Origin of the sequence: Sphingomonas sp. Leaf23, assembly GCF_001421585.1 — a bacterium.
GTDB lineage: Bacteria > Pseudomonadota > Alphaproteobacteria > Sphingomonadales > Sphingomonadaceae > Sphingomonas.
In genome coordinates, this window is record NZ_LMKR01000003.1 from 66,730 (window position 1) to 90,768 (window position 24,039).

At 68.9% G+C, this 24,039-nt stretch carries 20 protein-coding genes; 9 read left to right on the plus strand and 11 right to left on the minus strand.

Annotated features, from left to right (window positions below):
- The first annotated feature begins 34 nt into the window (after window positions 1–34).
- Genes ASE67_RS08595 through ASE67_RS08605 form a run of 3 tightly spaced genes read left to right on the plus strand, consistent with a single transcriptional unit; the run spans window position 35 to window position 3,173 of the window.
- Window positions 35–1,894 (plus strand): acetyl/propionyl/methylcrotonyl-CoA carboxylase subunit alpha, encoded by a 1,860-nt coding sequence (locus tag ASE67_RS08595; RefSeq protein ID WP_055759494.1) that lies wholly within the window; start codon window positions 35–37, stop codon window positions 1,892–1,894.
- On the plus strand, window positions 1,891–2,340 hold the full coding sequence (locus ASE67_RS08600; RefSeq protein WP_055759495.1) for a MaoC family dehydratase: 450 nt from the start codon (window positions 1,891–1,893) through the stop codon (window positions 2,338–2,340). The genes ASE67_RS08595 and ASE67_RS08600 overlap by 4 nt, the downstream gene beginning before the upstream one ends.
- Window positions 2,337–3,173 (plus strand): HpcH/HpaI aldolase/citrate lyase family protein, encoded by an 837-nt coding sequence (locus tag ASE67_RS08605; RefSeq protein ID WP_055759498.1) that lies wholly within the window; start codon window positions 2,337–2,339, stop codon window positions 3,171–3,173. The genes ASE67_RS08600 and ASE67_RS08605 overlap by 4 nt, the downstream gene beginning before the upstream one ends.
- Window positions 3,174–3,312: 139 nt before the next feature.
- Here ASE67_RS08605 and ASE67_RS08610 read toward each other — a convergent pair whose 3' ends face one another.
- The 8 genes from ASE67_RS08610 to ASE67_RS08645 all read right to left on the minus strand — a co-directional run bounded on the left by ASE67_RS08610 (window position 3,313) and on the right by ASE67_RS08645 (window position 11,861).
- On the minus strand, window positions 3,313–3,981 hold the full coding sequence (locus ASE67_RS08610) for a hypothetical protein (RefSeq protein WP_055759501.1): 669 nt from the start codon (window positions 3,979–3,981) through the stop codon (window positions 3,313–3,315).
- 102 nt (window positions 3,982–4,083) lie between these two features.
- Window positions 4,084–5,853: a sensor domain-containing diguanylate cyclase gene (locus ASE67_RS08615; protein WP_055759503.1), complete on the minus strand. Its 1,770-nt coding sequence runs from the start codon at window positions 5,851–5,853 to the stop codon at window positions 4,084–4,086.
- Window positions 5,854–5,900: 47 nt separating this feature from the next.
- Window positions 5,901–6,803, minus strand: a complete 903-nt coding sequence (locus ASE67_RS08620; protein WP_055759506.1) for an RDD family protein — start codon at window positions 6,801–6,803, stop codon at window positions 5,901–5,903.
- Window positions 6,790–7,782 carry a stage II sporulation protein M gene (locus ASE67_RS08625; RefSeq protein WP_055759509.1) on the minus strand — a complete coding sequence of 331 codons (993 nt, stop codon included), beginning with the start codon at window positions 7,780–7,782 and terminating at the stop codon, window positions 6,790–6,792. The genes ASE67_RS08620 and ASE67_RS08625 overlap by 14 nt, the downstream gene beginning before the upstream one ends.
- Entirely contained in the window at window positions 7,779–9,011 is a 1,233-nt protein-coding gene (locus tag ASE67_RS08630) for a DUF58 domain-containing protein (protein WP_055759512.1), read from the minus strand. Before ASE67_RS08630 ends, ASE67_RS08625 begins: the two co-directional genes overlap by 4 nt.
- A complete protein-coding gene (locus ASE67_RS08635; protein ID WP_055759515.1) occupies window positions 9,008–9,964 on the minus strand; it encodes an AAA family ATPase in 957 nt (318 codons plus the stop codon). The genes ASE67_RS08630 and ASE67_RS08635 overlap by 4 nt, the downstream gene beginning before the upstream one ends.
- Window positions 9,961–11,187 (minus strand): hypothetical protein, encoded by a 1,227-nt coding sequence (locus ASE67_RS08640; RefSeq protein ID WP_055759518.1) that lies wholly within the window; start codon window positions 11,185–11,187, stop codon window positions 9,961–9,963. The genes ASE67_RS08635 and ASE67_RS08640 overlap by 4 nt, the downstream gene beginning before the upstream one ends.
- A complete protein-coding gene (locus tag ASE67_RS08645; protein WP_235511846.1) occupies window positions 11,184–11,861 on the minus strand; it encodes a hypothetical protein in 678 nt (225 codons plus the stop codon). The genes ASE67_RS08640 and ASE67_RS08645 overlap by 4 nt, the downstream gene beginning before the upstream one ends.
- 128 nt (window positions 11,862–11,989) lie before the next feature.
- Between ASE67_RS08645 and ASE67_RS08650 the strand changes: the two genes are divergently transcribed.
- From ASE67_RS08650 to ASE67_RS08665, 4 genes are all read left to right on the plus strand, one after another.
- On the plus strand, window positions 11,990–12,814 hold the full coding sequence (locus ASE67_RS08650) for a hypothetical protein (RefSeq protein ID WP_055759524.1): 825 nt from the start codon (window positions 11,990–11,992) through the stop codon (window positions 12,812–12,814).
- A gap of 28 nt (window positions 12,815–12,842) precedes the next feature.
- Entirely contained in the window at window positions 12,843–14,264 is a 1,422-nt protein-coding gene (locus ASE67_RS08655; protein WP_443025554.1) for an amidohydrolase, read from the plus strand.
- Entirely contained in the window at window positions 14,261–15,565 is a 1,305-nt protein-coding gene (locus ASE67_RS08660) for an amidohydrolase family protein (RefSeq protein ID WP_055759527.1), read from the plus strand. Before ASE67_RS08655 ends, ASE67_RS08660 begins: the two co-directional genes overlap by 4 nt.
- Before the next feature lie 82 nt (window positions 15,566–15,647).
- Window positions 15,648–15,998 carry a hypothetical protein gene (locus ASE67_RS08665; protein WP_055759530.1) on the plus strand — a complete coding sequence of 117 codons (351 nt, stop codon included), beginning with the start codon at window positions 15,648–15,650 and terminating at the stop codon, window positions 15,996–15,998.
- A gap of 251 nt (window positions 15,999–16,249) precedes the next feature.
- Here ASE67_RS08665 and ASE67_RS08670 read toward each other — a convergent pair whose 3' ends face one another.
- Entirely contained in the window at window positions 16,250–17,182 is a 933-nt protein-coding gene (locus tag ASE67_RS08670; protein ID WP_055759535.1) for a glutaminase, read from the minus strand.
- Window positions 17,183–17,282: 100 nt separating this feature from the next.
- Here ASE67_RS08670 and ASE67_RS08675 point away from each other — a divergent pair, with 100 nt between their 5' ends.
- Window positions 17,283–18,275 (plus strand): glycosyl hydrolase, encoded by a 993-nt coding sequence (locus tag ASE67_RS08675; protein WP_235511847.1) that lies wholly within the window; start codon window positions 17,283–17,285, stop codon window positions 18,273–18,275.
- A 119-nt stretch (window positions 18,276–18,394) separates the two neighbouring features.
- Here ASE67_RS08675 and mutS read toward each other — a convergent pair whose 3' ends face one another.
- Window positions 18,395–20,965, minus strand: coding sequence for a DNA mismatch repair protein MutS (gene mutS / locus ASE67_RS08680; protein ID WP_055759537.1), 2,571 nt, complete (start codon window positions 20,963–20,965; stop codon window positions 18,395–18,397).
- Between the two features lie 168 nt (window positions 20,966–21,133).
- On the opposite strand from mutS, the gene ASE67_RS08685 reads away from it, so the two are divergent.
- Window positions 21,134–23,389, plus strand: coding sequence for an NADP-dependent malic enzyme (locus ASE67_RS08685; protein ID WP_235511848.1), 2,256 nt, complete (start codon window positions 21,134–21,136; stop codon window positions 23,387–23,389).
- A 38-nt stretch (window positions 23,390–23,427) separates the two neighbouring features.
- Here the strand turns inward: ASE67_RS08685 and ASE67_RS18450 are convergent, their stop codons facing one another.
- Window positions 23,428–23,979 (minus strand): YsaB family lipoprotein, encoded by a 552-nt coding sequence (locus ASE67_RS18450; RefSeq protein WP_055759543.1) that lies wholly within the window; start codon window positions 23,977–23,979, stop codon window positions 23,428–23,430.
- Window positions 23,980–24,039: the final 60 nt, after the last annotated feature.

The window sequence follows — 24,039 nt, forward strand, 5'->3', positions numbered from 1 at the left end:
CGAGTGTGAACTTTGTGAACTTTGGAGCGGCGCGATGATCGAATCGCTGCTGATCGCCAATCGCGGAGAGATCGCCCGCCGCATCATCCGTACCGCCCGTCGGCTGGGCGTGCGGACCATCGCCGTGCACAGCGACGTCGATGCCGGCCTGCCCTTCGTCCGCGAAGCCGATGAGGCCGTCTGCATCGGCCCGGCCCCGGCGCGCGAAAGCTATCTCGACCAGGCGAAGATTCTCGCCGCCGCCCGCGCAACGAACGCGGCGGCGATCCACCCCGGCTATGGCTTCCTGTCCGAAAATGCCGAATTCGCCGAGGCGGTAGTCGCCGCCGGTCTGATCTGGGTCGGTGCGCCCGCATCGGCGATCCGCGCGATGGGCCTGAAGGACGCGGCCAAGGCGCGGATGATCGCCGCCGGCGTGCCCGTGACGCCCGGCTATCTGGGCGAGGACCAGTCGCCCGAGCGGCTGCGCGCCGAAGCCGACGCGATCGGCTATCCCGTGCTTATCAAGGCCGTGGCCGGCGGCGGGGGCAAGGGGATGCGCCGCGTCGACGATGCGCACGCCTTTGCCGACGCGCTCGACAGCTGCCGCCGCGAAGCCGCCGCGTCGTTCGGCGACGACCGCGTGCTGATCGAGAAATACATCCTGTCGCCTCGCCATATCGAGGTGCAGGTCTTCGGCGACACCCATGGCAATGCGGTCCACCTGTTCGAACGCGACTGCTCGCTGCAGCGCCGCCACCAGAAGGTGATCGAGGAAGCGCCTGCGCCGGGCATGGACGCGGAGACCCGCGCGTCGGTGTGCGACGCCGCCGTCCGCGCCGCCCGCGCGGTCGATTATGTCGGGGCGGGCACGATCGAATTCATCGCCGATGCGTCGCAAGGGCTACGTGCCGATCGCATCTGGTTCATGGAAATGAACACCCGGCTGCAGGTCGAACACCCGGTCACCGAGGCGATCACCGGCACCGATCTGGTCGAGTGGCAGCTGCGCGTCGCCTCGGGCGAACCATTGCCGAAGCGTCAGGACGAGCTGTCTATCACCGGCTGGGCGATGGAGGCGCGGCTCTATGCCGAGAACCCAGCGACCGGCTTCCTGCCCTCCACCGGCCCGCTCGCCCATCTCCACCTGCCGACCGACATCCGCGTCGATGCCGGGGTGGAACAGGGCGATGCGGTCACCCCGCATTACGACCCGATGATCGCCAAGCTGATCGTCCATGCCCCCACCCGCACCGCAGCCGCTGCGAAGCTCACTGCGGCCGCCGCGTCAGTACAGGTCTGGCCGGTGCGCACCAACGCCGCCTTCCTCGCCCGCTGTGCCGGCAACCCCGACTTCGTGGCCGAGGCGATCGACACCGGCTTCATCGAACGCCATGCCGAGCGGTTGGTGCCCGATGGCCATGCGTCGGACGCCATCGCCGGCGCGGCGGCGGCGGCACTGGTCCAGCACGACCCGATCGACCCATGGCGCGCGCTCCCCGGCTTCCGCCTGAATGCCGCGCCCGACGCGCGGGTGGCGGTGGCGATCGGCGGCGCCACCCGCCTCGTCACCCCGACGCCGGGCGCCAGCATCGCGCAGGTCGGCGTTGAGCGCGTCCTGTTCGCCGCTGGCGAGGCGTTCCCCTTCGCCGCGCCGGTCGCGGGGCAGGGCGGCGGTGCATCGGCCGGCGACGGGGCGATCCTCTCGCCCATGCCCGGCCGCATCGTCGCGGTGGAAGTTGCGGCGGGCGACCACGTGACCGCCGGACAGCGGCTAGTCGTGCTGGAGGCGATGAAGATGGAACAGGCGCTGCTCAGCCCGTTCGACGGCATCGTCGCCGATCTGACCGCTACCCCCGGCGGGCAGGTGGCCGAGGGCGTCGTCCTTGCCCGCATCGAAAAGGACGCAGCATGAGCGGCCGCTATTATGACGACTGGCAGATCGGCGACCGGATCGACCACCCGATCCGCCGGACGGTGACCGAAACCGACAATCTCCTGTTCTCGGCGATGACCCACAATCCGCAGCCGCTGCACATCGATGCGGAGGCGGCGAGGGCGTCGGAGTTCGGGCAGATTCTCGTCAACGGCACCTTCACCTTCGCGCTGATGGTCGGGCTGTCGGTGGGGGAGACGACGCTCGGCACGCTGGTCGCGAACCTCGGCTACGACCAGCTGGTGATGCCCAAGCCCGTGTTCCTCGGCGACACGCTGCGCGCCACGACCGAGGTTACCGCGCTGAAGGACAGCCGCTCGCGCCCCGATGCCGGGATCGTCACCTTCGCCCACGAACTGCACAACCAGCGGGATGAGGTCGTCTGCCGCTGCCTGCGCACCGCGCTGTTGCAGCGGCGGCCATGAAACTGCGCTCGCTCCTGTTCGTGCCCGGTGACCGGGCGGATCGCTTCGCCAAGGCGGCCGCCAGCGGTGCCGACGCGCTGATCCTCGACCTTGAGGACGCCGTGGCAGCGTCCGCCAAGGATAGCGCCCGCGCTGCCGTCCGCACATGGCTGGGCGAGGGGGCGTCGCTGCCACGCTTCGTGCGGATCAATCCGGTCGATGGACCGCTGGCGCTGGCCGATCTCGATGCGCTGGCCGGCACCCGCCCCGACGGGATCATGGTCCCGAAGGCGGAAGGGGCGGCAACGATTGCGGCGCTCGACCCGCTGCTGGCCGAACGGGGCCTTTCCGACATCCGCCTGCTGCCGATCGCGACCGAAACCCCGGCGGCGATCTTTCAGCTCGGCAGCTATGGCGCGGTCGCGCATCGCCTTGCCGGCATCACCTGGGGCGCAGAGGACTTGCCCGCCGCGATCGGTGCCGCAGCCTCGCGCGAGGAGGACGGTCGCTACACTGCGCCCTATGAAATGGCGCGGTCGCTGACGCTGTTTGGGGCGCACGCCGCCGGGGTCGCGGCGATCGATACCGTCTATCCCGCGATCCGTGACGACGCGGGCCTCGCCGCCTATGCCGCGCGCGCCGCGCGCGACGGTTTTACCGGCATGATGGCAATCCACCCGGCGCAGGTCACCGCGATCAACGCCGCCTTCACCCCCTCGGCCGAGGCGGTCGCACGGGCGCAGGCGATCGTCGATGCCTTTGCCGCGAACCCCGATGCCGGCGCATTGCAGGTCGACGGCAGAATGGTCGACGCCCCGCATCTGACCCAGGCCCGGCGGGTGCTGGCGATGTAATTCCTCCCCGCGAGCGGGGAGGGGGACCGTCGCCGAAGGCGATGGTGGAGGGGGACCGCCCCGCAACGCAACGGTCCCGTATGCCGACAGCCCCCTCCACCATGCTACGCATGGTCCCCCTCCCCGTGCCGGGGAGGAGCTATTCCACCGGCACGCCCGGCGGTGGCGCGGCCAGCTTGCGCAACGCCGCCGTCCGCTCGCGTTCCACTGCCGCGCGGTCGGCGGCCAGCCGCTTGCGCACCGCCAGATAGTGCAGCGCCGCGCGGCGATCCTCCTCGTCGGTCAGCGTTGCGGGGATCTGCTGCGCGGCTTCGTCCAATGCAGCGGGCGTCGGGACCGGGGTGGCGGGGGGCAGGGCGGCATGGCCCTGCGACGCGATGTCGTACCAATGCGCCGCCGCCTGCGAAAAGCCGGGCAGGGTCGCCGCCACCGCGTCGAACTGCTCGACCGCCATGGCGTGGCGCACCAGTTCCGCCTCGATCGGGATCAGCGCGCGTTCGGCCAGCAACATCCGCAGCATCGCCGCATCGCGATCGAACCGGCCCCATGCGGCATGGTTGAAGGCATGCTGGCTGCGTTGCAGGCTGAGCGCGCGCAGCACGTCGGCGCGGTCGGGCTGTCGCCAGACCCAGGCGATCCCCTGCACCGCAAACCACCCCCACGCGACCAGCGCAAAGCCCGCGAGCGCCAGCAGCAGGAGCCGCCAGCCGGGCTGGCCCGCCGCCCCCGCGGCGATGCCGACGACAATCCCGGCCAGCACCGCCGCCGCCAGCCCCAGTCGCGGGTCGCGATACCATGTCTCGCGCAAAGCAGCCTCTCTCGTTGCCTCGATAGCCGGCGACCCTAGCACCGATCGGCCGAGCGTCGACACCGGCAAGTTACCGCTGGCGTGCCGCGATGGGAACGCGGATCAGGCCGCCAGCCGCAGCCGATCGCGCCCATCGGCCTTGGCGCCGTAGAGCGCCATGTCAGCCGCGCGCAGCACCGCCGCCGCGCTGCCCGCGCCGTCGACCGGGGCGATCCCGGCGCTGACCGTCAGTCCGACGACCGACGATCCATGGCGCAGCCGTGTCGTGGCCAGCGTGGTGCGCAGCCGTTCGCACAGCGCATGCGCCTGTTCGATGCGGGTGCCGGGGAACAGGATGCCGAATTCCTCGCCGCCCAGCCGCGCGACGACATCGCCATCGCGCATCACCCCGCGTGCGATCCGGGCGAATGCCTGCAACACATGGTCGCCGGCGTCATGGCCGTAGCGGTCGTTGACCGCCTTGAAATGGTCGAGGTCGAACACTGCGACGCAGCCGGCGATGCCGCCCTGTGCCGCGACGTCGACCCGCTGGGCCAGCGCGGCGTCGAACACCCGCCGGTTTGCCAGGCCGGTCAGCGGATCGGTCGACGCCGCACGCGACAGTTCGGCCTCCAGCGTCTTGCGATGCGATACGTCGCGGATCATCGACACCGTGCCCGTCACCGCGCCATGATCGTCCAGCACCGCGCGGGTATGCGATTCGAACCAGCGCAGCGCGCCATCGGCCACCCGCGCGCGATATTCGACGATCTGCGTGCCCCCGACATCGGTCAGCGCGTCGCGATGCGCGACCAGCACCATGTCGCGGTCGACCGGATGCACCATCTCCAGCGCGCGGTTGCCGTGCAGTTGCGCCGGGCTGCGCCCGACAATCTGTTCGATCGAGGGGGAGAGATAGGTGATCCGCCCGCCGATATCGGTTCCGAGCACGATATCAGTCGAATGGTCGGCCAGCAGGCGATAGCGCGCCTCGCTCTCGCGCAGCCGCCGGTACAGCGCCTGTCGCCGGCTGAGGTCGGCGGCAACCGGAAAGGTCGTCAGCACGGTACACGCCATGTAGAACTGGAAGAACTCCATTCGCGACTGCAGGTCGCCGGCAATGAAGGACGTCGGCCCCAAACCCTGCGACGTCGCATAGCCGCCGATCAGCGCGACGAGGATCGCCGACGCCGCCGCCCCCGGCAATCCCAGCCGGAACGTGGTGAGCATCACCGGCAGCGCAGGCAGGAACAGCAGCGGCCGATCGCTTTGCAGGAATATCGTGGCGGTGACCGCCGCCGTCGCCGTCAGCAGCACCGCCGCCTCGATCCGCAATTGTCGCCCGGCATCGCGCCACGCCCGCCCGATCGCGCCGCTCAGCAGCAGCGAGAGGACAGGGGTCATCGTAATCATGCTGAGGCTGTGGCCGACGAACCAGATGCGCCATTGCCGTTCGAACGGCAGGCCGTACCCGAACGCGACCACGCTGGCGGCGGCGGTCGCGCCCAGCGCCGGGGCGATGACCCCGACCGCCGCGACGAACCGCCCGATCCGGTCGAGCGAGCCGAAATAGCCCCGCCGCACGCGCAGCTTGCGGAACAGCCACGCCGCCACCCCGACCTCGCCCACCTTGGCGATCGCCATCGGCACCGCCGCCGTCACGCCGAAACCGAACAGCGACGTCGCCGCCATGCTGCCGATCGCGGCACCGATCAACATCGCGCGCCAGTCGCGTCGCGGCCGGGCGATCAGCAGGGACAGGACGAACGGCGTGGCCGGCGCGACGCTCGACAACCCACCCTGATCGTTTGACAGGATCACCGCCGACGACAGCAGGAAATAGACCAGCGCGGTCACCATTCCGATCCGCTGCTGGGTGATGGCCGTCGTCATGGCGGTTGCATGGTAGCGCGACCGTTAACGGCGGGTATAGCCGCAGGTTAACTTGCTCCAAACTGATCGAATTTGTCGCGTTTTCGCTGGCCAAACAGCAATTTTCTTTCGAGATGATGCCGCAGGGCAGCATAATAGGCTTCGAGGAAGGCGAGGTCATAGCCCTCCTCGTGCCGGCCCAGCTTCCGGCGGATCGCGGTCGAAACGGCGTACAGGTCGGCGCGGTCGTTCCGGCGCAGTACCTCTTCCAGCCGCTGCAATTCGAACGCGCCATAGGCGTCCAGCTCGGCGGGCGTGAACGGCGCGATCCGTGCCTGGTCGTGCGCATGGGCGGTCTGCACCAGCAGATCCTCGCCCAGCTTGCGCACCTCGCACTCCACGACCCATGTGCCTGCGATCAGGTCGCCAGCGCGCAGCCGGTCGCGGTTGAACAGCGGCAGGAACAGCAGGATCGACGCCCATCCCAGCGCCAGCGTCGCGGTCCACGCGGTCGCCATCCCCTCGGCAAAGGCGAAGGCGAGGAAGAACAGCGGCAGGAACACCTCGATCTCGCGCAGCAGGTTGCGGGCCAGCACCGCCGATCCGGTCAGCCGGGCGCCGTCGCGCGACACGACGCGCAGCTTCATCAGCCGCTTGCCCGGCGTCGCCGCGCGCTTGCCCGCCTCGAACAGCACGAAATAGAAGTTGCGCAGCAGGAAGAAGCCCAGCAGCCAGACGACCGCATAGAGCGAAGACGCGCCGCTCGGCCCTCCGGTTACCAGCGCGAGGATCAGCAGCGACGCGCCGACCAGCACCGCAAGCATGATAATCGCATCGATCAGGAACGCCCCCGCGCGCGATCCCGCTGACCCGAGCCGGAGGTTCAGCGGCACCCCTTCGGGCGTGATGAGCTGCCGGTCGAGCGTGCGGGCCGCGCGTGGGCGGCGGGCCTTGCGGTCACGCCGCGCCACGCCGGCCTCCGAACGTGAAATAGAGCGTCCACAGCGCCAGCATCCCGCCACCGACCGCCAGCCGCGCGCTGTCGTCATTGACCAGTTGCCGGGCGAACCCCTCCAGCAGCCCGGCGATCAGCAGCATCAGGATGACGCCGATCATCACCACCGCGCCGCGCCGGCCGGCATCGGCGGCGGCGGCCATGCGGGTGCGTTCGCCGGGAAAGGCGACGGCGCGGCCGATATGCATCCCCGCCGCTGCCGCGATGGCGATCGCACCGATCTCGGTCGTGCCGTGGATCATCAGCCACGCGAACAGGCCCCAGCCAAGGCCGTGCGGCACGAACGCGGCGAACATCGCGCCCGCCATCGCGCCATTCTGCACCGACAGGATGATCGTCGGGATACCGAACAGGAACCCCAGCGCGAACGCCATGATCGCGACCTGCGAATTATGGGTGAACAGCGAGGTGGCAAAGACGTGCAGCCCGCCCTGGTCCGGCGGGGAATAGAGCGAGGCGCGCAGCGTCGCCGCGCTGGCATTCATGTCGCGCCCGCTGGCCAGTTCGGGCGAGATCATCGCCGAATACCATGCCGGATCGGTGCGGCAGAGGTGATAGGCAGCGATCGCGCTCAGGATCAGCAGCGCGGTCGACAGCAGCAGTTCGGGGGCAATCGCCCGCACCGCGCGCGGCCAGCCGGTCGTGAAGAACGTCGTCACCTGCCGCCACCACGGCTCGCGCGCTGAATAGAGCGCGAAATAGGCCCGCGTCGACAGCGCCTCCAGATAGCCGACCAGCGACGCGTCGAGCGAGGTCGCCCGCGCGATCGACAGTGCCGACAGCGTGGCGCGGTACAGGCGCGGCAGGTCGATCAGATCGTCGTCCGACAACCGGCGCGGCGACTTCTTTTCCAGCCGGTCGAGCAACGCCTCCAGCCGCGCCCAGTCGCTTTCGCGTTCGGCACGGAAATGGTGGGTGGCGAAGGTTATGGTCAACGGCCGCGCTCCCGGTGGTTCAGATAGCGTTCGACCAGCGCCAGCGGCATCGCGTCGGCGGTCGCCTCGATCACATCGATCCCCATCCGCCGCAGCCGTTCGACGACGATCGCCCGGTCACGCAGCAGCAGGTGGGCGACGTTCGCGCGCACCAGATCGTCGGCATGCGCCGGTTCGACATCGCGCAACCCCTCCAGCTCGATATCGCGGAACAGCACGAACAGCACGCGGTGGCGCTTCAGCATCCGCTGCGCAGCGGCCAGCAGCAGTTCCGCGCTGGTCGTATCGGTAAATTCGGTGAACAGCACCACCAGCGCGCGCCGGTCGAGCTTCTGGTCGAGGGTGACCAGGCCGAGCGTATAATTGCTCTCCTCCGCGCCATAGTCGATATCGGCGGCGGCGTGGTGCAGCCGGGCGAAGCCGCGCGTGCCGCCGCCGATGCTGCCGCTGTCGACCTGCGGCCGCGCACCGAACGAATAGAGCCGTACCCGGTCGCCCGATTTGAGCGCGACGAACGCCGCCAGCAGTGCCGACGACACCGCCCGATCGACGCGCGGAAGTTCGCCGACCGGATCGGTCATCGCGCGCCCGGCATCGACCGCGAACACGATCATGTTGTCGCGCTCGGTATGGAATTCGCGCGCGAGCAGCGATGCGTGGCGGGCCGATGCCTTCCAGTCGATCGAGCGGCGTTCCATGCCGGCCTCGAAATCGGTCAGCATCTGGAAATCCTGCCCGTCGCCATGGTCGCGGCGCAGCCGATTGCCGACGCTGACGCTGTTCAGATACTGGCGCATCCCCTGGTCGCGCACCGGGCGGATATCGGGCAGCACGGGAATGTCGCGCTCCGCCTTCGCGCTCGCCTGTCGCCATGCCAGCCCCATCGGGCCGGCCTGCCGCGCCCATAGCCGCCGCAGCCGCGCCTTGCCGCGCCGTTCCGCGCGAAAGCGGCCGGGGCCGATGCGCTCGACCGGGCCGTCGAACGCGGCGGCAACGTCGGCATCGCCCAGCGAAAACGTCTCTCCCAGGTTCAGCGTCGCGGGCAGCCCGGCGGGCATCGCCAGCACCGGCTTCCGCGCCAGCACCGCGTCGGCGACGATCAGCACCAGCACACCTGCGATCCACAGCGGTGCGGCGATCCACGCCGCCGGGGCCAGCACGCCCAGCGCCAGCCCGACCGGCGCGGCGAACGCGGTCAGCTGGATGGCGCGGGGCGTGGGTACGATCATCGCGGCGCTTCGACCGATGCGATCAGGCTGGCGACGACATCATCGACCCGCCGCCCGTCGATCTCGGCGCTGGGCGACAGGATCAGGCGGTGGCGCAGCAGGGCGGGGGCCAGCACCTTTACGTCGTCGGGGATCACATAATCGCGTCCGTCGAGTGCGGCCCCGGCCCGCGATGCGGCGGCCAGCGCCGATGCGGCACGCGGGCTGGCACCCGACGACAGGTCGCCATGCTCGCGCGTCGCACGGATCAGCCGGACGATATAGTCGATCACCTCGTCGACCAGCCGCACCTGACCGACCGCATCGATCGCGGCGGCGATGGCACCGCCGTCCGCGACCTGCGCCACGCCCGAATCCTGCGGTGCGGGGGTGCCGGTGCGCGTGCCGTACTGCGCGACGATCGCGCGTTCGGCGTCGAGATCGGGCCAGCCGATCGCGATCTTGAACAGGAACCGGTCGAGCTGCGCCTCGGGCAGCGGGTACACCCCTTGCTGCTCGATCGGGTTCTGCGTCGCGACCACGGTGAAGCGGTCGGACAGGTGCTCGGTACGCCCGTCGATGGTGATGCGGCGTTCCTGCATCGCCTCCAGCAAGGCCGCCTGCGTCTTGGGCGGGGTGCGGTTGATCTCGTCGGCCAGCAGCAATTCGCAAAAGACCGGCCCGCGCGTCAGCGCAAAGGTCGACGTCTGGAAATTAAACAGGTTGGACCCGATGATATCGCCCGGCATCAGGTCGGGCGTGAACTGGATGCGCCCGAAATCGAGGCCGAGCGTGCGCGCGAAACTCTGCGCCAGCAGCGTCTTGGCGGTGCCCGGCGGTCCTTCGAGCAGGACGTGACCGGCCGAGAACAGCGCGATGGTCAGCAGGCGGACGGCACCCGCCTGTCCGACCACCGCCTTTGCGATCTCCCGGTCGATCGCCGATCCCAGCGACCGTACCTCGTCGAGCGTCATGCGCCTGTTTCCTTCTTCCATGCGGTAAGGTCCCGTGCCGCCGCCAGTGCCGCACCCTCGGTGTCGGCATCGCGCAGGCGACGGTCGATATCGGAATAGCCCGGATGCACCCGGTCGAGCCGCTCGGCCGAGGGCGCTTCGTCGCCCAGCAACCGCCGCGACAACAGCTCCAGCATCATGTCGGCATAGCGTGTGCCGGACAGCGGCGTTCGCCCGGCCAGCCGGGTCAGCGCGACGATATTGTCGATCAGCGCGCGCTTGCCCGCCGCCACCGCCCGCTTTTCGGTCATCGGCGGCCCGAACCGCCCGGCCGCGGCGATGCCGGCCAGCACGGCGGCGGCGATCAGCGCGAGGGTGACCCCCAGGAACGGCGGCAGGAACAACAGCTTCACCAGATTGCGGTCGCCGCGCGTGTAATGCAGCGACCGGTCGAACAGCGCGCGGCCGCCATGTTCGGGATCGATCGCGCGCAGCATCGCCAGCGCGGCCTTCGCATTGCGTTCGTCGGCCATGGCGCGGTTGTTCACCAGATCGGGATCGGCCAGCACGAACGTATCGCTCGTCCCCACCTGTCCCAGCACCGCCGCGCCGTCGCGCGCGCCTATCAGCGGCGTGATGCCGTCGCCCGCGATCGCGTTGAGTTCACGGTCGGGCAGGGCGAACGATCGCAGGCCCGGATATTCTTCGGCAACGATACCGACATTGCCGCGATCCTCCCGGTGCCATTGGATTTCGGCCGGGACCAGCTTCGCCAGCTTGCTGAAATCCGCCTCGCCGGTGCGCCGCACGCGGCCACCCTGCAACGGCAGCTTTTCGACCTGCCATTTGGGCAGAATGATGAGCGTGGGGAAGCGGATCAGCGGATGGCCTTCCTCCGCGACGAAATCGTCGCCGCCGCTCATTGCCGATGCCACCGCGATGCGCTTGTCGACGATCGCCTTGATATCTTCCGGCCGGGTCGCCTCGGTCGGGGTCAGGATCAGGATCGATCCCGCGACCAGCGGTTCGGTCACGTCCCCTTCGGCCGGTTGCACCGCCGCCACCAGCCGCTGGAACGCGTGATAGCCCGCCCCGTCCTTGCGATCCGCCGCCGGCGCCTCGCCCGTCGCCCGCGCAATTTCGTCGCCAAAGCCCGACATCAGGATCGAGGCCAGCAGCAACAGCGCGCCGCCGACCACCAGGATGACGACCGTGCGGACGGCAAAGGGCGAGGACTGGCTCACCGCGCGCCCTTCAGCGCAAAGCCGGCATAGTCGGCCCGTGCCCGCTGCCAGTCGTCCTGCACCAGCGCCCGCCCGCCGAACAGGCTGCGCTCGACCGCGGCGACGATCCCGGCGAACACGCCGCGCGCGTTTTCGGGCAATGCGTCGGCCCGCGCGATATCGCGGCTGGTATCGGCCGGGCGCACCACGTCGCCGCGCCATGCGACGATATCGTCGATGCTGCGGAACAGCAGCAGGTGCACCGCCTCGTCATACCGTCCCGCAGCGGCAAGCGCGTCGGCATCCTCCAGCAAGGCGCGGGCGCGGGTTTCGGTCGGTGCCCACACCGGCGCCTCCTCGACCATGCGGTTCCGGCCCAGCTTCTCGGCGATCCACGCGCGCAGCGACGGGACCAGCGCGAACAGCAGCGCGACGATGATGACGATGGCGATGATCCACAGGATCACCCGCCAGCCGCCGCCGACCCATTGCACGAAATTGCCGATGGTGCGCAGCACCGGTTCCAGCCATTCGGGCGGCGGATCGCGCGGCTCCACGATCTTTTCGGGCAGGTCGAACTGGATCGACGGATCGGCGCGGATCGCCTTCCACGCGGCGTCAACCTGCGCGGAATCGACCGGTAGCACCGACGCGACGGCATGGCCCAGTCCGTCCGCCCCTTGCGCCCCCGCCAAACTCGGTCCCCCTGCCGCCTGTGGTGGCGTGGGCACGCTTGGAGCAAATCGCCGATTTACATGCAACGCTTTTCCACCCTAGCTTTCGGATCTTGGCCGGGGGCGGTCGTGAGGGGGCAAGCATATCCATGGCGGCGTTCGCGATCCTGTTGCTGGCGTTGCCGGTCCTGCTGCTGGCGGTGGCGATCGGCGGCGCGTTGTTCGAAGGGCGACGATCGCCGTATCCGTTCGGCATGGGCCGGGTGATCTCCAACGCCTTTGCCGCGATCGGCGGTGCGCCGCTGGCGCTGTTCGCGGCCAGCGCGCTGCTGAACGCGCCGGTGACGCTGGCGACGTCGTTCGCGACGTTCGGGGTGAACGATCCCGAACGCGTGCTGCGGATGGCAACGATGGTGGGTCCGTTCGGCCTGCTCTGGCTGTTCCTCTACCCCTTCGTAAAGCTGTTCATGACCGGCATCGCGGTCGACACGTTGGAGAACCGCGCGATCGACCTGCCGGCGACACTGCGCATGGCGCTGCGGCGGACGCTGCCGGCGCTGGGCATGTTGATCCTGTTCGGCATGGCACTGATGCTCGGCATGGTGTTCCTGATCGTTCCCGCGCTGGTGCTGATGCTCACCTGGTTCGTCATCCTGCCGGTCATGGCGGCGGAGGGGGAGGGGCCGATCGAATGTTTCGGGCGCAGCAGCCAGTTGATGCGCGGGATGCGCTGGCGGCTGTTGCTGTTGCTGGTCATTGCCGGCGTGCTGTGGCTGATCGTCAGCGGCATGGTGCAGGGGCTGGCGGTGGCGCTGCTCGGCGCCAACGATCCGTGGCTGAGCGCCGCGATCCAGGCGATCTTTTCGACGCTGCTCGGCGTGTTTCCGGCCGTCGGTGCCGCCGCCGTCTATCACGAGGTGCGGACCGCCAAGGAGGGGGCGGGCACCGACGACTTCGACGCCGTTTTCGGCTGAACCATAGATACCAAAGGGGAGTTTCCGCGTGATCCGAACATTGACGCTTGCGGCGCTGGCCGCCGGGCTGGTCGCCTGTACCGGCGATGGAAAGCCGGTGCGCTCGGCGTCTGCCGACGCGGGGAAAGACAAGGCGCCAGGTGCTGGCAAGGGCTATGACCACGACCCGTTTCCCTCGACCTATCACGCCTATCCGGGGCGACCGACGCTGGTCACCAACGTCACCATCCTCGACGGCGAGGGCGGGCGGATCGACCGCGGCTCGGTGCTGTTCCGTGACGGCAAGATCGTCGAGGTCGGGCAGACGATCGCCGCCGCCGATGGCGTGACCGTGATCGACGGGCAGGGCAAATGGGTGACGCCCGGCGTCATCGACGTCCACAGCCATCTGGGCGACTATCCCAGCCCCGGCGTGGAGGCCAACAGCGACGGCAACGAGATGACCGGCCCGGTCACCGCCGAAGTGTGGGCCGAACACAGCGTCTGGCCGCAGGACCCGGGCTTTGCCCGTGCGCTGACCAATGGCGGGGTGACGACGCTGCAGATCCTGCCGGGTTCGGCGAACCTGATGGGCGGCCGTTCGGTGACGCTGAAGAACGTCTATGGCCGCACGATGCAGGCGATGAAGTTCCCCGGCGCGCCGTACGGCCTGAAGATGGCGTGCGGCGAAAACCCGAAGCGCGTCTATGGGTCGAAGGGGCGGATGCCGTCGACCCGCATGGGCAACATCGCGGTCGACCGCGCGACCTGGCTGAAAGCGCGCGAGTACGACCGCAAGTGGGACAAGTACGAGGCGGACGGCGGCGAAGCCCCCAGCCGCGACTTGGCGATGGACACGCTGCGCGGCGTGCTGGACGGCGAAATTCTCGTCCACAACCATTGCTACCGTGCCGACGAAATGGCCATCGTCATGGATATGGCGCAGGAGATGGGGTACAAGGTCACCGCCTTCCACCACGCCGTCGAAAGCTACAAGATCGCCGACCTGTTGAAGGCGCGCGGCGTCTGTTCGGCGGTCTGGGCCGACTGGTACGGCTTCAAGATGGAAAGCTACGACGCGATCGGCGAGAACCTCGCGATCCTCGACCAGCAGGGCGCCTGCGCGATGATCCATTCGGACAGCGAGAACGGCATCCAGCGGCTGAACCAGGAAGTGGCGAAGGTCATCGCCTCCGCCCGGCGTGCCGGCATCACCGTGACGCCCGAACATGCCTGGACGTGGCTGGCGATCAATCCGGCGCGGGCGCTGGGCATCGACAAGGTTACCGGCTCGCTGAAGGCGGGCAAGATGGCCGATGTCGTGCTGTGGAACGGCGATCCGTTCAGCGTCTATACCCGCCCGCAGATGGTGTGGGTCGACGGCGCGCTGCTCTACGACGCGAACAACCCGAAATTGCGACCGGTGTCCGATTTCGAACTCGGCCAGCCCGGCGAAGGGGATGTGAAGTGAAGCGTCTGTTTCTCGCCGTTCTGCTCGGAAGCAGCACCCTTGCCGCCCCTGCCGTCGCGCAGGACGTGACCATCACCAATGCAAAGCTCGTGCTCGGCGACGGATCGGCCCCGATCGAGGGCGGCACCGTCGTCGTGCGCGGCGGGCGCGTCGTCAGCGCCGGGCGCGGTGGCGCTGCGGCGGGCGGTCGCACCATCGATGCCGGCGGACGCTATGTCACGCCGGGCCTCGTCGCGGGCTTCACCCGGCTGGGCATCGTCGAGGTCGACGGCGTGTCGCCGACCAACGATGCCTCGGCGCGCGAGAGCGTGTTCAATGCGGGTCTCGACATCGCCTCGGCGGTCAATCCGCGCGCGACGCCGATCGCGATCAACCGCACCGACGGCATCACCCGCGCGATCGTCGCGCCCGATACCGGCGGATCGATCTTCGGGGGCCAGGGCGCGGTCATCGACCTCGGCAACGACATGGACGCGGTGACGAAACCCCAGGCGTTCCAGTTCATGGAATGGGGCGAGGCCGGCGCACGCGCGGCGGGCGGCAGCCGCCCGGCGGCGATGGCGCTGTTCCGCAACGCGCTGTTCGAGGCGCAGGCCTATGCCCGCAACCCGGCCAGCTTCGCCGATCGCGGCAAGGAAGCGCTGCTGACCCGCGCCGATGCACAGGCGCTGCAAAAGGTGCTGACCGGACAGGTCCCGCTGCTGATCCATGTCGAACGCGCGTCGGACATTCTCGGCGTCCTTTCCCTGAAGCGCGAGTTCGCCGGCCTGAAGCCGGTACTGGTGGGGGCGAGCGAAGGCTGGACCGTCGCGGCACAGATCGCGGCGGCAAACGTGCCGGTGCTGGCCAGCGCGCTGTCGGACCTGCCCGCCAGCTTCGAACAGCTCGCCGCCACCCAGTCGAACATCGGCCGGATGAAGGCCGCCGGGGTGGTCGTCGGCATCGGCATGATCGGCGACGACGAAGCGCGGCAGGCGCGGCTGGTGCGGCAATATGCCGGCAACCTCGTCGCGCTGTCGAAGGTGCCGGGCGCATCCGGCCTCGACTGGAACGCCGCCTTCGCCACGATCAGTTCGCTGCCCGCGCGCACGATCGGGATGGAGGGGGAGATCGGCTCGCTTATCGCCGGGCGGCGCGGCGACGTGGTGATCTGGGACGGCGATCCGCTGGAGATCGGATCGGCCCCGACCCAGCTGTTCATCGACGGCATCGAACAGCCGCTGACCAACCGCCAGACCCGGCTGCGCGACCGCTACCTCAACCCCGCCGAACAGGGGTTGCCCAAGGCGTATCAGCGGTAAGGATGAGGGAACCCGCAGGCGCGGCCGGGCTTTGTCCGAGGCGGACAGTCGCCGCGCCTGCGGCACATACGGGAGACAGGATATGCGTGCGTTGCTGGTGATGCTGGGTGGATCGCTGATGCTGGCGGCGTGTGGGCCGAGTGCGGAACAACAGGCCGCCGCCAATCAGGCCGCTGCCGCCAATGCGCAGGAAGCCGCGGAAACCGCGACCAAGGTCGACGCCCTGTCGCCCGGCCAGCGCGACGGCGTGTTCATCCGCGCGATCCGCGACGCGGGGCTGCCCTGCCAGGGCGTCACCAAGTCCGAAAAGGGCGAAAAGCCCGGCAGCTGGGTCGCCACCTGCCAGGAAGGATCGCGCCACATCATCACCTTCGGCGCGAACGGCATGGCGAACGTGACGAGCTTTACGCCGCAGCCGGCGGCGGTGCGGTAGCGACCGGCGCGCAACCGTATCCCCGCGCAGGCGGGGATCCAGGGCCATGATCGCGACGTCTCCGTCCGGCGCTCTGGACCCCCGCCTGCGCGGGGGTACGGCGGGTTGGGGAGTTCGTAGCGTTTGAATCATCGTCACCCCGGACTTGATCCGGGGTCCCGCTTTTCACCGGCCGTAGCAGAAGAAGCGGGACCCCGGATCGAGTCCGGGGTGACGTAGCGTGCATGAAGAACGGTGGCCCCAACCAACCGTCACCGCGGCTCGAACACCGACCACCCGGTGCGCTGCACCAGCCGCTCCAGCGCCAACGTACCAAGCTGCGAATTGCCCCGCTCATTCAGCCCCGGCGACCACACCGCGATCGACGCGATCCCCGGCGCGATGGCGAGAATACCGCCGCCGACCCCGCTCTTGCCCGGAAGACCCACGCGAAACGCGAACTCACCCGACCCGTCATAATGGCCGCAGGTCAGCATCAGCGCGTTGATCCGTCGCGCCCGCTGCGCCGACACGACGTTGCGCCCGGTCGTTGGATTGACCCCGCCCGCCGCCAGATACCGCCCGGCCAGCGCCAGCTGCCGACAGCTCATCGCCAGCGCGCACTGGTGGAAATACACCCCCAGCGTGACGTGCGGATCATGGTGCAGGTTACCGAATGCCCGCATGTAGCTGGCCAGCGCCAGGTTGCGGAACCCGGTGTCCTGCTCCGCCTGCGCCACGGCTTCATCGATGAAGATGCCGTCCTCACCCGCCGCCGCACGGACAAAGCGCAACAGCTCGCCCAGCGCCTCGCGCGGTTCGTAGCGGCCGAGCAATATGTCGGCGACCACGATCGCGCCGGCGTTGATGAACGGATTGCGCGGGATGCCGTGTTCGCTTTCCAGCTGCACGATCGAATTGAACGCGCTGCCCGACGGTTCGCGCCCGACCCGTTTCCACAACTGGTCTCCGACCGCCCCCAGCGCCAGCGTAAGCGCGAACACCTTCGATACCGACTGGATCGAGAAACTCTCCTCGGTATCGCCCGCCAGATGGCAGGTCCCGTCCGCCTCGATCACCGCCATGCCGAAGCGTTTAGGGTCCACGGCAGCGAGTGGCGGGATATAATCGGCCGGCGTGCCGCGATCGGGCGCGTCGGCCATTTCTGCGGCGATATCGGCCACGATCGCGGACAGGTCGGTCATGGCCGTTTCCTATCCGCTACGCGCGCCCCATGAAATCGAATGTTGATTTTTGTTATTCATCCGCCCAGCGTGCCGGGACGACAGGATGGGGAGGATCGCGATGCGGATCACGCGACGACAGGGATTGGGCGGACTGGCATCGATGGCGCTCGGCACCGCGATGCCGGCAATGGCGGCCCCGGCACACCGGCTGAGTAACCCGCGTGCGTCGGCGGAGGCGCGGGCGCTCTATCGCTATTTCTGGAGCATCTATGGCAAGCGCACGCTGACCGGGCAGCAGGAATCGAGCTGGACGGCGCAGGGGCCGCGCGCCGAACTCGACTTTCTGGAGCGCACGACCGGCAAGCTGCCCGCGATCCTCGGCCTCGATTATATCGATCCGAAGGACAATGCCGCCGTCAACGCCCGCGCGACGCGCTGGTGGCGGGAGGAGGGCGGCATCCCCAGCATCTGCTGGCACTGGGGCGCGCCCGACCGGGGTACGGGGTACGAAAATTCGAAACGGTCATTCGACGTGCGGGCCGCGCTGACGCCCGGCACGCCGCAGCACGCGGCGATGCACCGCGACATGGCACAGATCGCGGACCTGCTGACCGAGCTGCGCGATGCGCGCGTTCCCGTGCTGTGGCGGCCGTTCCACGAATTCACCGGCAGCTGGTTCTGGTGGGGGCAGTGGGGACCGGTCGGGTTCAAGCGGTTGTGGCGGACCATGTATCGCTATTTCGTCGACGAACGCCGGCTCGACAATCTGATCTGGGTATTGGGGTTCGCCGACGTGCCCGATGCCGACTATTATCCCGGCCGCGCCTATGTCGATGTGGCGGGGGCCGACACCTATGTCGATCACCACGGCAATCTGGCCACGATGTTCGCAGGCGTAAAGGCGATCGTCGGCGACACCGTGCCGATCGCGCTGCACGAAAACGGCCCGATCCCCGACCCGACGCTGCTGGGTCCGCAGGCCGACTGGCTGTGGTTCATGACATGGCACACGCGCTGGTTGCAGGACGGGGTGCAGAACACCGCCGAAACGCTGAAGGCCGCCTATCATTCGCCGCGCTACATCACGAAGGACGAATTGCCACGATTCTAAATCCTCCCCGGCACGGGGAGGGGGACCGCTCGCGCAAGCGAGGGGTGGAGGGGGGTGTCCTCCACCAAGACGTCAGCGACCTGGACGTCCTCCCACCCGCCAACAGGCCGGATGCGGCGCTACGCCAGCCCCTTCAACCGGTACAGCGCCTCCATCGCCTCGCGCGGCGACATCGCATCCACGTCCAGCCCTGCCAGCGCCTCGCGCAGGCCATCGACCGGCGCTTCCTCGACCGGGGCCATCGCGGCAAAGAGTGGCAGGTCGTCCAGCCCCGCCGCGATACCGCCGGTCTTCGCCTTGCCCGCCTCCAGCTTCGCCAGCACCGCCTTTGCCCGTTGCAGCGTCGCTGGCGGCAATCCGGCCAGCCGCGCGACGGCGATGCCGTAGCTGCGATCCGCCGGCCCCTCGGCCAGTTCGTGCAGCAGCACCAGGTCGCCCTTCCACTCGCGCGCACGAACATGGTGCAGCGACAGCGCGTCGCAGCGTTCGGCCAGCCGGGTCAGCTCGTGGTAATGCGTCGCGAACAGGCAGCGGCAGCGATTATCCTCATGAATCGCCTCGACCACCGCCCACGCGATCGCAAGGCCGTCATAGGTCGAGGTGCCACGCCCCACTTCGTCGAGGATGACGAACGACCGCGCCGTCGCCTGCGCCAGAATGGCGGCGGTCTCGACCATCTCGACCATGAAGGTCGATCGGCCCCGCGCCAGGTTGTCCGACGCGCCGACCCGGCTGAACAACCGGTCGACCAGCCCCAGCGTGGCCGAGGTCGCCGGCACGAAACTGCCCGCCTGCGCCAGCACGACGATCAGCGCGTTCTGCCGCAGGAAGGTCGACTTGCCGCCCATGTTCGGACCCGTGACCAGCCACAGTCGCGAGGATTCGGACAGGCGACAGTCATTCGCCACGAACCGCCCGCCGCTCTTCGCCACCGCGCTTTCGACCACCGGATGCCGTCCGCCGACGATATCAAGGCAGGCGTGATCGACCAGCTGTGGCCTTGCCCAGCCGCCCTCCGCCGCACGTTCGGCCAGCGCCGCCGTCACGTCGATCCGCGCCAGCGCATCCGCCGTCGCGGCAATGGCCTCGCGCCTGGCCAGCGCGGCTTCGGTAAACGCTTCCAGATGCGCCGCTTCGGCGGCCAGCGCGTGTGCGCCCGCCTGCGTCACCTTCAGCGCCGCGTCGTGCAGGTCGGGCGCGTTGAAGCGGACGACCCCGGCCAGCGTCTGGCGATGGGTAAAGCCGCTTTCGGCCGCCATCAGCTTGTCGGCGACCCGCGCCGGCACCTCGACATGATAGCCGAGCACGCCGTTGTGGCGGATCTTCAGCGCCGAAATCCCGGTGCGCTCGCGATACTGCGCCTCCAGCGCGGCGATCGCCCGCCGCCCGCCGGCCCCGGTATCGCGCAGTGCGTCGAGCGCCGCATCATACCCCTCGGCAACGAACCCGCCCGCCGCCGCATCGATCGGCGGCATCGGCACGAGGCCCCGCGTCAACAGGTCGATCAGCTCACCATGCCCGCGCAAACGCGGTGCGAGATCGGCAACCAGCACCGGCACGGCGGGCAACTTGTCCAGCCGCTGCCCCAGCGTCCACGCCGCGCTCAACCCGTCGCGCAACTGCCCCAGATCGCGCGGGGACCCCCGACCCGCCGCGATCCGCCCCAGCGCGCGCCCGACATCCGGCAGCGCGCGCAGCGTGGTGCGCAGTTCGTCGCGCAGACCGGGATCGTCATGCGCCCAGCCGACCGCCGCCAGTCGCGCCTCGATCATCGCGCGGTCCATCAACGGCGCGGCGATATCGCTCGCCAGCAACCGCGCGCCGGCACCCGTCACCGTCCGGTCGACCTCGGCCAGCAAACTGCCCGCCCGTGCGCCGGCGGCGGTGCGGGTGAGTTCCAGGCTCTCGCGCGTCGCCGCATCGATCGCCATGCACTGCCCATCCGCCGCGCAGACCGGCGGGCGCAGGAACGGAAGCTGCCCCCGCGCGGTATGGTCGAGATAGGCGATCAGCCCGCCCGCCGCCGCCAGCGCCGCGCGCGAAAACTGCCCGAACCCGTCGAGCGTCGCGACGCCGTGGAGCGCCTTCAACCGCGCCTCGCCCCCCGCACTGTCGAAATCGGCCTTCGACCGCAGCAGCGTCGCGACCTCGGCAAAGGCGGAGGTTTCCGCCGCGACCACCTCGACCGCCTGCAACCGGGCCAGCGCGGCGGTCAGGCCGGTGGCGTCGGTCTCGATCACCTCGAACCTGCCGGTGGACACATCGGCGGCGGCAATCGCCACGCCGCCTGCCGCCTCGCCGATGCACGCGCACCAGTTGGCCGCACGGGCGTCGAGCAGCGCCTCCTCGGTCAGCGTCCCCGCCGTCACCACGCGGACGATGGCGCGCCCCACCAGCGCCTTCGACCCCCGCGCGCGCTTCGCCTCTTCCGGGCTTTCGACCTGTTCTGCGATGGCGACGCGGTGCCCGGCCTTAATGAGCCGCGCCAGATAGCCCTCGGCCGCGTGCACCGGCACGCCGCACATCGGGATCTTCGCCCCCTCATGCTCGCCACGCGCGGTCAGCGCGATGTCGAGGGCGGCGGCGGCGATCTTCGCATCGTCATGGAACAGCTCGAAAAAGTCGCCCATGCGGTAGAACAGCAGGCAGTCGTCGGCCTCCGCCTTCAACGCCAGATATTGCTGCATCATCGGGGTGGGGGCGGGGGAGTCGGACCCCGGAGCCTTGGTTGCCATCGCCGGGCGATACTGTCGCGGGCGGGCCGGACGCAAGCATATCAAACCGCCGCTGGCCCGACCAACACCCTTGCCCGACCCGCCTTCCGCTGCGTAAAGCCCATGGAAACGGGAGAAGCGCCAGTGTCCGAAACCACCGACCAGTTTTCCGAGCGCGAGGCGCTGCTGTTCCACTCCGAAGGGCGTCCGGGCAAGATCGAGATCATCGCATCGAAGCCGATGGCGACCCAGCGCGACCTGGCGCTCGCCTATTCGCCCGGCGTCGCGGTACCGGTGAAGGCGATCTACGACGATCCCGCCACCGCGTACGACTATACCGCCAAGGGCAATCTGGTCGCGGTAATCTCCAACGGCACCGCCATCCTCGGCCTCGGCAATCTCGGCGCGCTGGCGTCGAAGCCGGTGATGGAGGGCAAGGCCGTCCTGTTCAAACGCTTCGCCGATGTCGATTCGATCGATATCGAGCTGAAGACCGAGGATGTCGACCGGTTCATCGATGCGGTCGAATTGATGGAGCCGAGCTTCGGCGGCATCAACCTCGAAGACATCAAGTCGCCCGAATGCTTCATCATCGAGCAGACGCTGCGCGAACGCATGAACATTCCCGTCTTCCACGACGACCAGCACGGCACCGCGATCATCTGCGCCGCCGGCCTGATCAACGCCTGCCTGCTGACCAAGCGCAAGCTGTCCGAGGTGAAGGTCGTGGTGAACGGCGCGGGTGCCGCCGCCATCGCCTGCACCGAATTGATGAAGGCGATGGGCGTCGCCCACGACAACGTCATCATGTGCGACCGCACCGGCGTGATCTATCAGGGGCGCGAGGACGTGAACCAGTGGCAGTCGGCCCATGCCGCCGCCACCGACCGCCGCACGTTGACCGAGGCGCTGCACGGCGCCGACGTGTTCCTTGGGCTGTCGGCCGCGGGCGCGCTGAAGCCCGAAATGGTCAAGGACATGGCCCCGTCGCCGATCATCTTCGCGATGGCCAATCCCGAACCCGAAATCCGCCCCGAACTGGCCAAGGCCGCGCGCCCCGACGCGATCGTCGCCACGGGCCGTTCGGACTATCCGAACCAGGTCAACAACGTCATCGGCTTCCCCTTCATCTTCCGCGGCGCGCTCGACGTGCGCGCGACGGGCATCAATGACGAGATGAAGATCGCCGCCGCCAACGCCATCGCCGAACTGGCGCGGCAGCGCGTGCCGGAAGAAGTCGCGCTGGCATATGGTACGCAGCACAGCTTCGGCCCCGAATATATCATCCCCGCACCGTTCGACCCACGCCTGATGGAACTGGTGCCGTCGGCCGTGGCGAAGGCAGCGATGGATTCGGGCGTCGCGACGCGCCCGATCCTCGACATGGACGCCTATCGCCAGCAGCTGCGCGCGCGGCTCAACCCAACCACCTCGGTCCTCACCATGGCCTATGAAGGCGCCCGCGCGCATCCCAAGCGCGTGCTGTTCGCCGAAGGCGAAGAGGAAGTCGTCCTGCGCGCCGCGATCGCGTTCAAGGAAGGCGGTTACGGCATCCCCGTGCTGGTCGGCCGCGACGACGTGCACGACCGGCTGCGGGCGCTCGGCGTCGCCAATCCGGAGGATTACGAAGTCCACAACAGCCGCACCAGCGAGATGGTGCCGCAGATGGTCGACTTTCTCTACGAACGGCTCCAGCGGCGTGGCTACCTCAAGCGCGACGCCGAACGCCTCATCAACCAGGACCGCAACACCTTCGGCGCGGTGCTGCTGCAGCTGGGCGTCGCGGATGCGATGATTACCGGCATCACCCGCACCTATGCGCAGACGTTCCGCGACGTCCGCCGCGTGATCGATCCGGTCGATGGCAAGGTGCCGTTCGGTATCCACCTGCTCGTTGGGCAGAGCCATACCGTGTTCATGTCGGACACCACGATCAACGAACGCCCCTCGGGCGAGGAACTGGCTGACATCGCCGAGCGCACCGCCGCCGTCGCCCGTCGCATGGGCCACGAACCGCGCGTCGCGTTCCTCAGCTATTCGACCTTCGGCAATCCGTCGGGCCAGTGGATCGACAACGTCCGCGACGGCGTAGCCGCGCTCGACAAGCGGCAGGTCGGCTTCGAATATGAAGGCGAAATGGCCCCCGACGTCGCGCTCAACCCGCGCCAGATGGCGAACTTCCCCTTCGCCCGCCTGTCGGGTCCGGCCAACGTCCTCATCATGCCGGGGCTGCAATCGGCCAACATCTCGGCCAAGCTGCTGCGCGAACTGGGCGGCGACGACGTGATCGGCCCGATGCTGATCGGCATGGAAAAGCCGGTGCAGATCGCCCCGATGACCAGCACCGCCAATGAACTGGTGACGCTGGCGGTGCTCGCCGCCGGCGGCATGGTGGGGTGATGGGGCAGGGGCGCTCGCGGTGCGGGCGCCCCTGGTGGTCAGTTTACGCTGAGAAAACGGCCATCGGCATCGAAGCGACAGGTGAAGAAGGCCGTGCGCTTTTCCCGTTCGTACCAGCCGCGCACGCTGTATCCACCGCCGCGCTCGGCGATCGCACCGACGGTGGTGATGTCGTCGGGTCGGCGGCCGAACGCGGCGGATGCTTCGCCCCGGCAATAACGTGACAGGTCGGCCGTCGCCACGGGGGCATGCTCGCGGCGATCGGACCAGGCGGGGGAACGGTCGCGACGACGCTCATTGCCCTGCTGCCGACAATCCGGCGCGGTCGTCGGCGTGATCGAGGCATAGCGCCCGTCCATCGTCGCGACGGTCACGCATTGCCGCCGCCGCTCATTCCACCAATAGCTGTAGCTGCGGTCGTCGCCTTTCTCGCCACGGACGTTGCGATACCCGCGCCGGATCAATTCCCCTTCCGCCTGGCCCGCACGTGCGCCGACCATGTCGTCCAGCCCGCTTGCCTGTGGCTGAGGTGGTGCAATGGCCAGCAATGCCGTTGCGGCGGCGGTGACGGTCGAAAGCGTGAACAGCATCGTCTGTCTCCCTGAACGGGGCGACCGGTCCGGCCGGTCGCGATAATGCTATCGACAGAT

Bases quoted from the DNA above. Each gene is read 5' to 3' on its own strand.
- ASE67_RS08635 (WP_055759515.1), bottom strand. From the start codon at position 9,964: ATGACGCTCGACGAGGTACGGTCGCTGGGATCGGCGATCGACCGGGAG.
- ASE67_RS18450 (WP_055759543.1), bottom strand. From the start codon at position 23,979: ATGCTGTTCACGCTTTCGACCGTCACCGCCGCCGCAACGGCATTGCTG.
- ASE67_RS08615 (WP_055759503.1), bottom strand. From the start codon at position 5,853: ATGACGACGGCCATCACCCAGCAGCGGATCGGAATGGTGACCGCGCTG.
- ASE67_RS08605 (WP_055759498.1), top strand. From the start codon at position 2,337: ATGAAACTGCGCTCGCTCCTGTTCGTGCCCGGTGACCGGGCGGATCGC.
- ASE67_RS08665 (WP_055759530.1), top strand. From the start codon at position 15,648: ATGCGTGCGTTGCTGGTGATGCTGGGTGGATCGCTGATGCTGGCGGCG.
- mutS (WP_055759537.1), bottom strand. From the start codon at position 20,965: ATGATGCAGCAATATCTGGCGTTGAAGGCGGAGGCCGACGACTGCCTG.
- ASE67_RS08650 (WP_055759524.1), top strand. From the start codon at position 11,990: ATGGCGGCGTTCGCGATCCTGTTGCTGGCGTTGCCGGTCCTGCTGCTG.
- ASE67_RS08630 (WP_055759512.1), bottom strand. From the start codon at position 9,011: ATGATCGTACCCACGCCCCGCGCCATCCAGCTGACCGCGTTCGCCGCG.
- ASE67_RS08670 (WP_055759535.1), bottom strand. From the start codon at position 17,182: ATGACCGACCTGTCCGCGATCGTGGCCGATATCGCCGCAGAAATGGCC.
- ASE67_RS08600 (WP_055759495.1), top strand. From the start codon at position 1,891: ATGAGCGGCCGCTATTATGACGACTGGCAGATCGGCGACCGGATCGAC.
- ASE67_RS08675 (WP_235511847.1), top strand. From the start codon at position 17,283: ATGCGGATCACGCGACGACAGGGATTGGGCGGACTGGCATCGATGGCG.
- ASE67_RS08595 (WP_055759494.1), top strand. From the start codon at position 35: ATGATCGAATCGCTGCTGATCGCCAATCGCGGAGAGATCGCCCGCCGC.